This window comes from Mesorhizobium sp. P3_A9 (genome assembly GCF_056402975.1).
The window spans coordinates 19,734-32,721 of the sequence record NZ_JBFUGJ010000036.1 but is presented as its reverse complement, the minus strand read 5'-3'; the positions used below and the strand labels follow the sequence as shown (position 1 = coordinate 32,721).

Annotated in this window: 13 protein-coding genes and 1 pseudogene; 11 read left to right on the top strand and 3 right to left on the bottom strand. The window is 63.3% G+C overall.

Annotation, left to right across the window (positions count from 1 at the left end; genetic code table 11):
- The 4 genes and pseudogenes from AC1DX0_RS08855 to AC1DX0_RS08840 all read left to right on the top strand — a co-directional run.
- Positions 1 to 501: pseudogene (locus AC1DX0_RS08855) on the top strand (deacylase); the annotation flags it as partial.
- Positions 502 to 537: 36 nt separating this feature from the next.
- Positions 538 to 1,719, top strand: coding sequence for a hypothetical protein (locus tag AC1DX0_RS08850; protein WP_477222493.1), 1,182 nt, complete (start codon positions 538 to 540; stop codon positions 1,717 to 1,719).
- 56 nt (positions 1,720 to 1,775) lie between these two features.
- Complete coding sequence (locus AC1DX0_RS08845; RefSeq protein WP_477222492.1) at positions 1,776 to 2,795, top strand: NADP-dependent oxidoreductase; 1,020 nt, start codon at positions 1,776 to 1,778, stop codon at positions 2,793 to 2,795.
- A 302-nt stretch (positions 2,796 to 3,097) separates the two neighbouring features.
- Positions 3,098 to 3,481 carry a hypothetical protein gene (locus tag AC1DX0_RS08840; RefSeq protein WP_477222491.1) on the top strand — a complete coding sequence of 128 codons (384 nt, stop codon included), beginning with the start codon at positions 3,098 to 3,100 and terminating at the stop codon, positions 3,479 to 3,481.
- A 52-nt stretch (positions 3,482 to 3,533) separates the two neighbouring features.
- On the opposite strand, the gene AC1DX0_RS08835 is transcribed toward AC1DX0_RS08840, so the two are convergent.
- The 3 genes from AC1DX0_RS08835 to AC1DX0_RS08825 form a co-directional block, all read right to left on the bottom strand.
- Positions 3,534 to 4,154: a helix-turn-helix domain-containing protein gene (locus AC1DX0_RS08835; RefSeq protein ID WP_477222490.1), complete on the bottom strand. Its 621-nt coding sequence runs from the start codon at positions 4,152 to 4,154 to the stop codon at positions 3,534 to 3,536.
- A 7-nt stretch (positions 4,155 to 4,161) separates the two neighbouring features.
- Positions 4,162 to 4,341: a hypothetical protein gene (locus AC1DX0_RS08830; protein ID WP_477222489.1), complete on the bottom strand. Its 180-nt coding sequence runs from the start codon at positions 4,339 to 4,341 to the stop codon at positions 4,162 to 4,164.
- 201 nt (positions 4,342 to 4,542) lie between these two features.
- Positions 4,543 to 5,865, bottom strand: coding sequence for an MFS transporter (locus AC1DX0_RS08825; protein WP_477222488.1), 1,323 nt, complete (start codon positions 5,863 to 5,865; stop codon positions 4,543 to 4,545).
- A gap of 214 nt (positions 5,866 to 6,079) precedes the next feature.
- Between AC1DX0_RS08825 and cyoA the strand changes: the two genes are divergently transcribed.
- Genes cyoA through AC1DX0_RS08790 form a run of 7 tightly spaced genes read left to right on the top strand, consistent with a single transcriptional unit; the run spans position 6,080 to position 12,960 of the window.
- Complete coding sequence (gene cyoA, locus AC1DX0_RS08820) at positions 6,080 to 7,261, top strand: ubiquinol oxidase subunit II (protein WP_477222487.1); 1,182 nt, start codon at positions 6,080 to 6,082, stop codon at positions 7,259 to 7,261.
- A 10-nt stretch (positions 7,262 to 7,271) separates the two neighbouring features.
- Positions 7,272 to 9,269: a cytochrome o ubiquinol oxidase subunit I gene (gene cyoB / locus AC1DX0_RS08815; protein WP_477222486.1), complete on the top strand. Its 1,998-nt coding sequence runs from the start codon at positions 7,272 to 7,274 to the stop codon at positions 9,267 to 9,269.
- Positions 9,270 to 9,278: 9 nt separating this feature from the next.
- Positions 9,279 to 9,905 carry a cytochrome o ubiquinol oxidase subunit III gene (cyoC, locus tag AC1DX0_RS08810; protein ID WP_183456568.1) on the top strand — a complete coding sequence of 209 codons (627 nt, stop codon included), beginning with the start codon at positions 9,279 to 9,281 and terminating at the stop codon, positions 9,903 to 9,905.
- Positions 9,902 to 10,279, top strand: coding sequence for a cytochrome o ubiquinol oxidase subunit IV (cyoD, locus tag AC1DX0_RS08805; protein ID WP_477222485.1), 378 nt, complete (start codon positions 9,902 to 9,904; stop codon positions 10,277 to 10,279). The genes cyoC and cyoD overlap by 4 nt, the downstream gene beginning before the upstream one ends.
- The gene (locus AC1DX0_RS08800; protein ID WP_477222484.1) at positions 10,276 to 11,091 is read left to right on the top strand and encodes an SURF1 family protein; all 816 of its coding nucleotides are present in this window, start codon (positions 10,276 to 10,278) and stop codon (positions 11,089 to 11,091) included. Before cyoD ends, AC1DX0_RS08800 begins: the two co-directional genes overlap by 4 nt.
- Positions 11,088 to 12,434: an ATP-binding protein gene (locus tag AC1DX0_RS08795; protein ID WP_477222483.1), complete on the top strand. Its 1,347-nt coding sequence runs from the start codon at positions 11,088 to 11,090 to the stop codon at positions 12,432 to 12,434. The genes AC1DX0_RS08800 and AC1DX0_RS08795 overlap by 4 nt, the downstream gene beginning before the upstream one ends.
- Positions 12,424 to 12,960 carry a response regulator transcription factor gene (locus AC1DX0_RS08790; RefSeq protein WP_258585623.1) on the top strand — a complete coding sequence of 179 codons (537 nt, stop codon included), beginning with the start codon at positions 12,424 to 12,426 and terminating at the stop codon, positions 12,958 to 12,960. The genes AC1DX0_RS08795 and AC1DX0_RS08790 overlap by 11 nt, the downstream gene beginning before the upstream one ends.
- Positions 12,961 to 12,988 lie beyond the last annotated feature (28 nt).

Genomic DNA, 12,988 nt, shown 5'->3' with positions numbered 1-12,988 from the left:
GAATTGATGCGCACGCTCGGCATGCCGTACGGCTTCGTCGCCGACAATGGTGAGGCCTCGCCGACCTCCATGGGCGCGGCCCGGCGTGCCGGCGCTATCGGCGTCAGCGGCGAGTTCGGCGGCGGCGGCACCGCCACCGTTGACACGATGGCGATCACGGCTCGTGCGCTCGACAGTCTGATGATGGCGCTGGGTGTGATCGACGCACCGGTTCTGGGCGCGGGCGAAAAGCCTTCGATGCCCACGCGGCTGCTTTCGCTGTCGCGGCACAGCCAGGGCATCTACGCCACACGCCGAGGCTGGTTCGAACCTGCCGTCAGGCTGGGCGACAGCGTCGACGCCGGACAGTTGGCCGGCTGGTATCACGACCTCGAACGGCTCGATGTTGCCGAGGAATCCCTGCATTTCGCCGAAGCCGGCATCGTGCTGTCGCGCCGGCTGCACACGATGTGCGAGGCGGGTGACTGCCTCATGCAGGTCGCCGAGCCGGTCGACGGCTGACAGAATAGTTACGCACAACATCCACGAGGATATTCCATGCAACAACTGTCCATGTGGACTTACCCCTGGGATGTCCAGGACCTGGGCCTGGAGACGGTCGAGCGCGATCTTGTCCAACGTGCCGGGCTCAACATGATCAGCCTTGCGACTTCGTATCATGCCGGCCGCTTCCTGCAGCCGCGCAGCCCACGCCGCAAAGCCTATTTTCCTGAGGACGGCACGATCTATTTCAAACCGACGCCATCGCGTTGGACCGGGCTCGCGATCCAGCCGAAGGTTGCCGACGTGATCACCGAAGGCGGCGACGTGCTTGGCGACCTCGTCCGCAAGCGCGACGCCGGCGGGCTCGGCGTTTCCTGCTGGACCGTCTGCCTGCACAACACGCGCCTCGGCATGCTGCATCCGCAGGCCGTTACCCGCAACGCCTTCGGCGATGCCAACTACTACAATCTCTGTCCCTCGCATCCGGATGCACGCGCCTATGTCCGTGCGCTGGTCGCCGATATCTCGCACAGTTACAGGCCGGACAGGATCGAGCTCGAAAGTCCGTCCTTCATGGGCTTCGCCCACGAATACCATCATGAGAAGGACGGCGTCGGGCTGACGCCGGAAGACGATTTTCTGCTGTCGCTGTGCTTCTGCCCATCCTGCCTCGGCCGTGCCGCTAGCGCCGGCATCGATGGCGAGGCGGCGCGCCGACTCGTCAAGCAATGGATCGTCGAGACCTGCGAGCGCCCTGTGCCGCAGCGGCGGTTTCCGGATTTTCCGGCGAGCGGCCTCAAGACATTCCGGCCCTGGCCGGAACTTCACGCCTATCTCACCTGGCGGTCCGAGCCGGTGACCAGCCTGGTTGCGGAATTGCGCGAAGTTGCTCACCCCAGGACGGCCGTCGTCATCATCGACCTCAAGGACGGCTGGCTTGGCGGCTGCGATCTGGCCGCACTCGGCAAGGTCTGTGACGGGGCGATCCTGTGTGCTTACGACATGCAGGCCACCGATGTCGCGGGCCTGATGGCGGCTGGTCGTGCGGCACTCGGCGCGGAAAAATTCCTCGGTACCGGCTACCGGCTGTTCTATCCGGAAATGGCCGGTCCCGACATCCTTGCGGCCAAGGTGAAGCCGGCGCTGGCGTCCGATGTCGACGGCATCAATTTCTACAATTACGGCCTCATCCCAGCCGCGCGGCTCGATTGGATCGGCGCTGCCCAGCGGCCTTGAGCCCATCGTCATCCAATCGGTTCTTCGCGTAGAACCTCCTTCGAAGGGAGTATCCAATGTCGACTGAGACGAACACCCGCATCGTGCTGGCGGCACGACCGCAAGGCCGGCCGAAGCCGAGCGATTTCCGCATCGAGTCCGTGGCGATCGCCGAGCCGGGCGAGGGCGAGTTGCTGCTGCAGATCCTCTATCTGTCGCTCGACCCGTATATGCGTGGCCGCATGAACGCCGCCAAATCCTATGCCAAGCCGGTAGAGATCGACGGCGTGATGGAAGGCGGCACTGTTGCCCGTGTCGTCAGATCCCGCCATGCCGATTTCGCTGAAGGCGATATCGTGCTGTCCCACTCGGGATGGCAGGGTTTTGCCCTGTCCGACGGTGTCGGGCTGCGCAAGCTCGACCCCGCGGCGGCGCCGATTACGACCGCACTTGGCGTGCTCGGCATGCCGGGCTTCACCGCCTATGCCGGCCTGCTCACGATCGGACAGCCAAAGGCCGGTGAGACTGTGGTCGTGGCGGCGGCCAGCGGCGCGGTCGGCTCGGCCGTCGGCCAGATCGCACGCATCAAGGGCGCACGCGCCGTTGGCATCGCCGGCGGTGCCGACAAATGCGCCTTCGTGCGGCAGGAACTCGGCTTCGACGCGGTCGTCGATCACCGGGCCGAGAATTTCGCCGAGCAGTTGAAGGCGGCCTGCCCCGATGGCATCGACGTCTATTTCGAAAATGTCGGCGGTCCTGTCTGGGATGCGGTGTTTCCCCTGCTGAACGAGTTCGCGCGTGTGCCGGTCTGCGGCCTGATCGCGCAGTACAACACCATCGCTGCTTCCGGCACCGACCGGTTGCCGACGCTGATGCAGCAGGTGCTCCACCGCAGCCTGACGATAAGGGGTTTCATCCAGCGCGAATTTGTCGACCAGCGTCCGGCCTTCTATCGCGAGATGGCTGGGTGGATCGCGTCCGGGCAGGTTCGCTACAGGGAAGATATCGTGGATGGCCTGGAGAATGCACCGCAGGCCTTCCTCGGCCTTCTCGACGGCAAGAATTTCGGCAAGCTCATCGTGCGGGTCGCGCAATAATTGCGTCTCGCGAAGCTAGACGAGCGTTATGCGCCGGTTTCTACGGCGGCCTCGTTTGGTAAAATTCCGTACCAATCCTGTGACGGCTGCGGGCAATCAATGCTCAATTGGAAGGCATATTGAGCATGGGAAACGTCGGCGAAAGGGCGTTTTTCCAATGCCGCGGACATTTCCTCCGTTGTAGCGGAGGAAAGCGACGGGCGGCCTGGAATTGATGTTGTCGAAGCGCGATTTCGCGGCGTAGAGCTCCGCCATCGACGGCCTGCCGCTGCGGGACGTCTCTCAACCAGACGGAGCAGATCATGAATCCCGCAATGCAGATGCAGCCGATGCCGATGATGAACAACATGATGCCGATGATGATGAACCCGATGATGAATGGCATGATGCCGATGATGAACGGCATGAACCCCATGATGGGTGGCATGATGCCGATGATGGGCGGCATGCAGATGAACCCGATGATGATGGGCGGCATGCCGATGCAGGGCATGATGCCCGCGATGATGTGCATGATGACCTGCAAGATGACCGCCACCGGCATGGTCTGCGAAATGCCCCCGATGAACGACGCTTCGAAGGACATGTTCATGGAATGCTGCAAGCGCATGATGGCCATGAATGGCGCCGGCATGCCGATGATGATGATGTGCGGCGGCATGATGATGATGGGCTCGATGGCCTGATCGCTACCGCTTTGTCTTTGAGAAGGGGTCGGCCAGCCGGCCCCTTTTTCGTTCAGCCGACAGCCTCGACATAAGTCATGACGAGGTAGGCGATCGCCTCGCTGTCGCCGGGGTTCCGGTAGCTGTGCGGCACATCGGCTTCGAACAGGATGGCATCGCCTTCGGACAGGTGATGTGGCGCCTCCTGGCCCGCTTGGATTTCGAGCCGGCCTTTGGCCAGGATAAGGTTCTCGATCGTGCCCGGAGCATGCGCGTCGGCGTTTTCGGTGTGTCCGGCCGCGAAGCGCAATTCGTAGAACTCGACCTTCCGCTCCGCGTCGAAAGGAAACAAGGCCCGCGATGTGAACTTACCGTCGACCGACGTCAGGATCTTCGCATGCTGGCGGCGCAGGACCAGCGTTCCCTGCACCTTTTGACTGTCGAGCAATGTTGCGAAGGGAACGCCCAAAGCCGTCGTGATCTTCCACAGCAGGCTGATGCTGGGAGCGCTCCTGCCGGTCTCGATCTGGCCCAGCATGGCGCGGCTGACACCCGACAGTTTCGCCAGTCGTTCAAGCGAATGGCCTTGTCGTGTTCTCAACCTGCGCAGATTTCGTCCCAGGATCTGCGGCAATTCACTGGCGACGTCCCCGCTGTCGGCAAGTTCGATGACATTCGAGAAGGCGTCCGCCACGGCGATGTCAATTCAGCGTCGACGGCGCACTGACCCAATAGACCGGCATGAACCAGACCGGCACCCAGGCGACCGGCGCCACGCCGGGCATCATGACCGGCGCCTGCGGCGTTGGCGTCGAATGCCCCGCGTTGCGGGCATGACGGAAGGCATCCAGACTGACGACATTCGCGGCTTGCGCAGACATTGTGTGCTTCCTGCATGGTCCCGGGGCAATGTCCGATACTAGCCTTTGGCCGATTGTCCGGCAGGGCGCTCCATTCCATTTTTGTGCCGCTAGGGAAAATACGAATGCCGCATGGGGCAGGCAGGCGAGCATAGCTATGCGAGGACCGGCTGGTTCGCCCGTGCGTTTGGCCGCATCAACCGCAATCGCGGGACTGCCGAATTAGTCGGGTTGGCGGTCAGCGGCCGGACGGCGCCCGTCGATCCACAGCGCAAGCAATGTGCAGGCAGCACCCGACAGCAGATAGGCACCGGCGGCGATGAGGCCGAAATTGCCGGCCAAAAGCAGGGCTGCCAGCGGCGCGAAGCCGGCGCCGAACATCCAGGCCAGATCCGAGGTGATCGCCGAGCCGGTATAGCGATGCTGGCGGGAAAAGCTCGAGGCGACGACGCCCGACGATTGCCCGAAGCTCAGCCCCAGCAGGATGAAGCCCAGCACCATGAACAGCGCTTCGCCGATGGTGCCGCCATCCAGAAGCTGTGGCGCAAAGCCGCTGAACGTGGCGATGGCGATCGCCGAACCGCCGAGCAGCGCACGGCGTCCGACGCGATCGGCCAGCGGGCCCGAGGCGACGATGGCCGCAATCCCGAACAGCGCGCTCACCGCCTCAATGGCCAGGAAGCGTGCCGGCCCCTCATTGGTGAACAGGAACACCCAGGAGAGCGGAAACACCGTCACCATGTGGAACAGGGCGAAACTCGCCAGTGGCGCGAAGGCGCCGACGACGACGTTGTGGCCTTCGGCCCGGATCGTGTCCCTTATGCGCGTCGGCTGCAGGTCGCCGCTCTCGTACAGTTTCGAGAATTCGGGCGTGACGACAATGCGCAGCCTGGCGAACAGCGCCACGACATTGATGGCGAAGGCGACGAAGAAGGGATAGCGCCAGCCCCAGGCAAGGAAGTCGTCGGCCGACAGATTGGCGACGAAGAAGGCGAAGAGAGCGCTGGCCACGATGAGGCCGATCGGCGCGCCCAGTTGCGGGATCATGGCATAGAAGCCGCGCCGATTCTCAGGTGCATTCAGCGCCAGCAACGAGGGCAGTCCGTCCCATGTTCCGCCGAGCGCCAACCCCTGCCCGATACGGGCAAGCGCGAGCAGCCAGATCGCGACCGCACCGATGTCGCCGTAGCCCGGCAGAAAGGCGATGGCGACGGTCGAGGTGCCGAGCAGGAAGAGCGCGATGGTCAGTTTCGCGCCGCGGCCATAGGCGCGATCGATCGCCATGAACAAAACTGAGCCGAATGGGCGCGCGACGAAGGCGAGTGCGAAGATCGAGAAGGAATACAGCGTTCCGGCAAGCGGATCATGCGTCGGAAATATGAGCTTGGGGAACACGATGACGGACGCGATTGCATAGACGAAGAAGTCGAAGAACTCCGACGTCCTGCCGACAATCACGCCGACCGCGATATCGCCGGCGCTGACCTGGCCATGATGCGAGCCGATCAGCTCGCTGTTCGTTTCGGCAGTCGAAGTCTGAGCCATCTTATCCGTCGCCACCCCGTGGAATGAAGTGTCCGGGACCCAATTCTGGGGATTCCCCAATGGTCCTATTGTGCACTGCACACTGCGCCAAAGCCATGCCAGCTGGGCATTGGACAAATTGTCCAATGTTGCCGTGCCTCCGCGAGCAGTAGCCCTTGATCGATACCGCACTGCAACATGAACGGTTGCGGCGGTCCATCGAGGGCAGCGTTTGATGAAACGATTTGGAGCCTTGCTTCTGTTCCCCCTGGCCGGGCTGTTGAGCGGCTGCGATCTGGTCGTGCTCGCGCCCGCCGGCGATGTCGCCGCCCAGCAGCGCGACCTGCTCGTGGTCTCGACCCTGCTGATGCTGATCATCATCGTGCCGGTCATGGCGCTGACTGTTTTTTTCGCCTGGCGCTACCGCCAATCCAACGCTTCGGCGACCTACGCGCCGGACTGGGATCATTCGACGAAACTCGAACTGGTGATCTGGGCAGCCCCTCTGCTGATCATCATATGCCTTGGCGCGCTGACCTGGCTCGGCACGCATTTGCTCGACCCCTATCGCCGCATCGACCGCATCGAACCCGGCCAGCCGGTCACGGAGCTGCACAAGCCGCTGCGGGTCGAGGTCGTGGCGCTCGACTGGAAATGGCTCTTCATCTATCCGGACTACGGCATCGCCTCCGTCAACGAGCTGGCGGCGCCGGTCAATCAGCCGATCGACTTCCGCATCACCTCGTCGGCGGTGATGAACTCCTTCTACATTCCGGCCCTTGCCGGGCAGATCTATGCCATGCCGGCGATGGAGACGAAGCTGCACGCCGTCATCAATCGGCCGGGTACCTATATGGGCTTCTCGGCCAATTACAGCGGTGCCGGCTTTTCCGGGATGCGCTTCGCATTCCACGGCCTGTCCGAGCAGGCCTTCGACCAGTGGGTGGCGCAGACCAGGACCGCGTCGGCGGCGCTCGACCGCGAGACCTATCTCGACCTCGAAAAGCCGAGCGAGAACGAGCCGGTCCGCCACTATGCCTCCGTCGATCCTGACCTCTACGGCGCCATCCTCAATCTGTGCGTCGAGCGCGGCAAGATGTGCATGAGCGAGATGATGTCGATCGACGCCAAGGGTGGCCTCGGCCTTGCGGGTGTCCGCAACACGCTGCCGCTGCAATACGACAAGCTCGCCCGGCGCGGCGCGGTGTTCGGCAACGAACCGTCCTATGTCGCCAGCATCTGCACGGCTGAGGAAGCGGCTGCCGCGGCGCGCGCGGCCGGCGATGCCACGCCGACGGATTGGCCGGCCAGGAATCTTTCCCCGCTGCGTGGGGCGGGGCTGCTCAGGCCCGGGACCGAGAGCCGCCGCGCCGAGGCGGATGCGCCGTCGCTCGGCCTGCTGCGGCAAGAATTGTGAGAGACAGAAGATGCCCGACACGCTGACCAAATTCATCTTCGGCCGTCTCACCTTGGACTCGCTGCCGCTGCACGAGCCGATCGTCGTCGCCACCTTCGCCGCGGTGGCGCTCGGCGGCATCGCCCTTCTCGGCATCATCACCTATTTCAAGCTCTGGACCTACCTGTGGCGCGAGTGGTTCACCAGCGTCGACCACAAGAAGATCGGCATCATGTACATGGTGCTCGGCCTGGTCATGCTGCTGCGCGGCTTCTCCGACGCCATCATGATGCGCCTGCAACAGGCCATCGCCTTCAACGGTTCCGAGGGCTACCTCAACTCGCATCACTACGACCAGATCTTTACCGCACACGGCGTGATCATGATCTTCTTCGTGGCAATGCCCTTCGTCACCGGGCTGATGAACTTCGTCGTACCGCTGCAGATCGGCGCGCGTGACGTCTCCTTCCCCTTCCTCAACAATTTCAGCTTCTGGATGACGGTCGGCGGCGCCATCCTGGTCATGGCATCACTGTTCGTCGGTGAATTCGCCCGCACCGGCTGGCTCGCCTATCCGCCGCTCTCCGGCATCGGCTACAGTCCCGACGTCGGCGTCGATTATTACATATGGGCGCTGCAGGTGGCGGGTGTCGGCACGACGCTGTCGGGCATCAATCTGATCTGCACGATCATCAAGATGCGCGCGCCCGGTATGACGATGATGCGCATGCCTGTCTTCACCTGGACGTCGCTGTGCACCAACGTGCTGATCGTGGCGTCCTTCCCGGTGCTGACGGCGGTGCTTTCGCTGCTGGCTCTCGACCGTTATGTCGGCACCAATTTCTTCACCAACGACTTCGGCGGCAACCCGATGATGTATGTGAACCTCATCTGGATATGGGGTCACCCGGAAGTCTACATTCTCATCCTGCCGCTGTTTGGCGTCTTTTCCGAGGTCACCTCGACCTTCTCCGGCAAGCGCCTGTTCGGCTACACCTCGATGGTCTACGCCACAGTGGTCATCACCATCCTGTCGTACCTTGTCTGGCTGCACCACTTCTTCACCATGGGCTCGGGCGCCAGCGTCAATTCCTTTTTCGGCATCACCACGATGATCATCTCGATCCCGACCGGAGCGAAGATATTCAACTGGCTGTTCACAATGTATCGCGGCCGCATCCGCTTCGAACTGCCGATGATGTGGACGATGGCCTTCATGCTCACCTTCACCGTCGGCGGCATGACCGGCGTGCTGCTTGCCGTGCCGCCGGCGGATTTCGTCCTGCACAACAGCCTGTTCCTGATCGCCCACTTCCACAACGTCATCATCGGCGGCGTGCTGTTCGGCCTGTTTGCCGGCATTGCCTACTGGTGGCCCAAGGCCTTCGGCTTCAAGCTCGATCCGTTCTGGGGCAAGGTGTCGTTCTGGTGCTGGGTGGTCGGCTTCTGGTTCGCCTTCATGCCGCTCTATGTCCTCGGCCTGATGGGCGTGACGCGCCGCATGCGCGTCTTCGACGACCCTTCGCTGCAGATATGGTTCGTGATCGCCGCCTTTGGCGCGGTGCTGATCGCCTTCGGCATCGCCGCCTTCCTGATCCAGATCTTCGTCTCCATTCGCAAGCGCGAGGCTCTGACCGATCCGACCGGCGATCCCTGGGACGGCCGCACGCTCGAATGGTCGACCTCGTCGCCGCCGCCTGCCTACAACTTCGCCTTCACGCCGGTCGTGCGCGACAACGACGCCTGGTGGGACATGAAGAAGGCCGGCTACACCAGGCCGCTCTCGGGCTTCAAGCCGATCCATATGCCAAGCAATACCGGCACGGGCGTCATCCTGGCCGCCTTCAGCGTGGCGCTCGGCTTCGGCCTGATCTGGTACATCTGGTGGCTGGCGGCGCTGAGCTTCGTCTGCCTGATCGCCACCGCGATCGGCCACACCTTCAACTATATCAGAGACTTCCACATTCCGGCTGCCGAGGTCACGCAGGCGGAGGAGGCGAGGACGACGCTCCTCGCCGCTCAGGGCTAGGGTTTGAGCATGGCTTCGATTGCAACCACGGCGGGCACCGAACCGGTGTTTCATCTGGAAGAAGAGCATGCGCACGCCGAAGGCAGCAGCACCATGCTTGGCTTCTGGCTCTATCTGATGAGCGACTGCCTGATCTTCGCCATGCTGTTCGCGGCCTATGGCGTGCTCGGCGGCAACTACGCGGCGGGGCCTGCGCCGAAGGACCTGTTCGACCTCGATCTGGTAGCGGTCAACACCGCCATGCTGCTCTTCTCCTCGATCACCTATGGCTTTGCCATGCTGACCATGGACAAGGGCCGCGTGGCGGCGACGCAAGCCTGGCTTGCCGTGACCGGCCTGTTCGGCCTCGCCTTCCTGTCGATCGAACTCTACGAATTCTCGCACATGATCCATGAAGGCGCGACGCCGCAGCGCAGTGCCTTCCTGTCGTCCTTCTTCACCCTGGTCGGCACGCACGGCCTGCATGTCACCTTCGGCATCGTCTGGCTGGTGACGCTGATGACACAGGTCGCACGGTTTGGCCTTACCGAGGCCAACCGCCGCCGGCTGATGTGCCTCAGCATGTTCTGGCATTTCCTCGACGTCGTCTGGATCGGCGTCTTCACCTTCGTCTACCTGATGGGGATGTTGCGATGAGCGCTCATGATCATGCCGAGGGTCACGGCCACGCCCATGGCGGAGCCGCGCACGGGTCGTTCAAGGGCTATCTGATCGGCTTCGTCCTGTCGGTGATCCTGACCGCCATCCCGTTCTGGCTGGTCATGAGCGGCGCCATCGACAACAAGCAGGCCACGGCCATCGTCATCATGGCCTTCGCGGTGGTCCAGATCGTCGTCCACATGGTCTTCTTCCTGCATATGAACACCGCCTCCGAGGGCGGATGGTCGATGCTGGCGCTGATCTTCACGATGATCCTCGTCGTCATCGTGCTGACCGGTTCGCTCTGGGTGATGTACCACCTCAACGCCAACATGATGCCGGGGCTTCACGACATGCGCGAGATGCCATGAGCCCGGCGCCGGGCGCGGAGGAGACCACGATCGAGGCACGGATGGGGCAGGCCGACATCAGCTTGCGTGCCGAGCCACGAAAGGAAGCCGGCAGATCGCCCACGTCACGGCTTTTCCTCGCACTGCTCGGGCTCCTCGGCGTGCTGGTGTTTCTCGGGCTTGGCATCTGGCAGCTGGAAAGGCGGGTCTGGAAACTCGACCTGATCGCCCGCGTCGACCAGCGCATCCACGCTCCGGTTGCCGATGCGCCCGGCCCAGCGAACTGGAACGGTATGACCGCGGCCGCTAACGAGTACAGCCACGTCCGATTGGCCGGTCGATTTCTGGGCGGCGAGAACACACTGGTGCAGGCGGTGACGGAACTTGGCGGTGGCTATTGGGTGCTGACGCCGATGCGCACCGACCTTGGCTTCGTCGTGCTGGTCAACCGCGGCTTCATTCCCCAGGAGCGCAAGGCCGAGTTCGAACAAGAGAGTGGCAGCCTTGCGTCGTCGACCGTCATTGACGGCCTGTTGCGCATGAGCGAGCCCGGCGGCGGCTTCCTGCGCAACAACGATGCCGCGGCCAATCGCTGGTATTCGCGCGACGTCGCCGCCATCGCCAACGCCCGCGGCCTGACCAAGGACGTCGCCCCCTATTTCGTCGACGCGGAAGCATCCGGCGGCTGGCCGCGCGGCGGCCTGACCGTCGTGACTTTCCGCAACAGCCACCTCGTCTACGCTTTGACCTGGTTCACGCTCGCTGCGATGCTCGCCGTAGCCCTGGCCGCGCCGATGATCGGCGGCCGCTGGCGGCGAGGACCGGCAAGATGAGCGCCCCGTCGCAAACGCTTCGCAACGACAAATCCTTCGCGGTATCCCTGGCGGGCAGCGGCGCCGTCTCGGATCCAGACGCGGCGAACAGGAAGAACCTGCTCCTGCTTATCCAGTTGCGTTGGCTGGCGGTGGCCGGTCAGGTGCTTACCATTCTGGCGACGGAATACTGGTTCGACATCCCGCTGCCGCTGGCGGAGATGGCCGGCGTGGTGCTTTTCCTGGTCGGGCTGAACATCTTCAGCCTGCTCGCTTCGCGCGGCCGGCGCCCGATCAGCAACGCGCAGCTCTTCGTCGCGCTCATCTTCGACATGGCGGCGCTGACGACCCAGCTCTACCTGAGCGGTGGTGCCTCGAACCCGTTCGTGTCGCTCTACCTCTTGCAGATCACGCTTGGCGCCGCGCTGCTGACGCCCTGGTCTACCTGGATCCTCGTGGCGGCCGCTTCCGCCTGCTTCGTTTTCCTCACCTTCCAGTTCCAGCCGATCGCCATTCCTCATCACGGCGGCAGCGACCTGCTGGCCCTGCATATCAGGGGCATGTTCATATGCTTCGTCCTGGCGGCGGGCCTGATCGTGATCTTCATGACGCGCATCAACCGCAATCTGCGCGAGCGCGATGCCTATCTCGCCGATCTGCGCCAGCACTCTGCCGAGGAGGATCACATCGTGCGCATGGGTCTGCTCGCCTCCGGTGCCGCGCATGAACTGGGCACGCCGCTTTCGACCATCTCCGTCATCCTCTCCGACTGGCGCCAGATGCGCAGCGTCACCCGCAACCGCGAGCTGGCTGGGGACGTCGCCGAAATGCAGGCGCAGATCGAGCGTTGCAAAAGCATCGTGTCGGGCATCCTGATGTCTTCGGGGCAGGCGCGCGGCGAAGGCACGATCCGCACCAGCATTCGCCATTTCCTCGACGATCTGGTCCAGGAGTGGCGCGGCAGCCGCCAGCCGCTCAATCTGGAGTACAGCAACGATTTCGAACCCGACGAGCAGATCGTCTCCGACACGGCGCTGAAGCAGGTGATCTTCAACGTCTTCGACAACGCCCAGGAAGCCTCGCCCGATTGGGTCGGCGTCACTGCCGAACGGCAGGGCGAGACACTGGTGATTGCCGTGCGCGACCGCGGGCCGGGTTTTGACGAGGCTATTCTAGCGGCGCTCGGCCAGCCCTATATGTCGAGCAAGGGACGGCCGGGCGGCGGCCTTGGCCTTTTCCTCGTCGTCAACGTGGTTCGAAAGCTGGGAGGCGACTTTTCGGCGCGTAACATGGAGCAGGGGGCCTGTGTTACGCTCTCGCTGCCGCTGGCGGCACTGACCGATGGAGATGATCATGAGGCCTGATCGATCCCTGTTTATCGTCGAGGACGACGCCACCTTTGCGAAGACGCTGAAACGCTCCTTCGAAAAGCGCGACTACGACGTCGTGGTCTGCCACGGCAGGGAAGAGTTGGCTCGCGCCCTTGAAACAGCGGTTCCGGCTTACGCCGTCGTTGATCTCAAGCTTGGCGCCGGCGGCTCCGGGCTGGAATGCGTCAAACTGCTCAGCGCCCGCGACGCTTCGATGAGGATCGTCGTGCTGACCGGCTTCGCCAGCATCGCCACGGCGGTCGAGGCGATCAAGCTCGGCGCATGTCACTATTTGGCCAAGCCCGCCAATACCGATGACATCGAAGCCGCCTTCGGCCGGGCCGAGGGCGATGTTTCCGTGTCGCTGAGCAGCCGTCCCACCTCGATCAAGAACCTCGAATGGGAGCGCATCCACGAGACGCTCGTCGAGACCGGCTTCAACATCTCCGAAACCGCGCGCCGGCTTGGCCTGCACCGGCGCACCTTGGCCCGCAAGCTTGAGAAACGCGTGGTGCGATAGCCGGAAGCGCTGCGGCCAATTCGAGCGG

What these genes read in the sequence shown, in the direction of transcription:
- AC1DX0_RS08850 (WP_477222493.1), top strand. Translation starts at nt 538, where the DNA reads ATGCAACAACTGTCCATGTGGACTTACCCCTGGGATGTCCAGGACCTG.
- AC1DX0_RS08845 (WP_477222492.1), top strand. Translation starts at nt 1,776, where the DNA reads ATGTCGACTGAGACGAACACCCGCATCGTGCTGGCGGCACGACCGCAA.
- AC1DX0_RS08840 (WP_477222491.1), top strand. Translation starts at nt 3,098, where the DNA reads ATGAATCCCGCAATGCAGATGCAGCCGATGCCGATGATGAACAACATG.
- AC1DX0_RS08830 (WP_477222489.1), bottom strand. Translation starts at nt 4,341, where the DNA reads ATGTCTGCGCAAGCCGCGAATGTCGTCAGTCTGGATGCCTTCCGTCAT.
- AC1DX0_RS08825 (WP_477222488.1), bottom strand. Translation starts at nt 5,865, where the DNA reads ATGGCTCAGACTTCGACTGCCGAAACGAACAGCGAGCTGATCGGCTCG.
- cyoA (WP_477222487.1), top strand. Translation starts at nt 6,080, where the DNA reads ATGAAACGATTTGGAGCCTTGCTTCTGTTCCCCCTGGCCGGGCTGTTG.
- cyoB (WP_477222486.1), top strand. Translation starts at nt 7,272, where the DNA reads ATGCCCGACACGCTGACCAAATTCATCTTCGGCCGTCTCACCTTGGAC.
- cyoC (WP_183456568.1), top strand. Translation starts at nt 9,279, where the DNA reads ATGGCTTCGATTGCAACCACGGCGGGCACCGAACCGGTGTTTCATCTG.
- cyoD (WP_477222485.1), top strand. Translation starts at nt 9,902, where the DNA reads ATGAGCGCTCATGATCATGCCGAGGGTCACGGCCACGCCCATGGCGGA.
- AC1DX0_RS08800 (WP_477222484.1), top strand. Translation starts at nt 10,276, where the DNA reads ATGAGCCCGGCGCCGGGCGCGGAGGAGACCACGATCGAGGCACGGATG.
- AC1DX0_RS08795 (WP_477222483.1), top strand. Translation starts at nt 11,088, where the DNA reads ATGAGCGCCCCGTCGCAAACGCTTCGCAACGACAAATCCTTCGCGGTA.
- AC1DX0_RS08790 (WP_258585623.1), top strand. Translation starts at nt 12,424, where the DNA reads ATGAGGCCTGATCGATCCCTGTTTATCGTCGAGGACGACGCCACCTTT.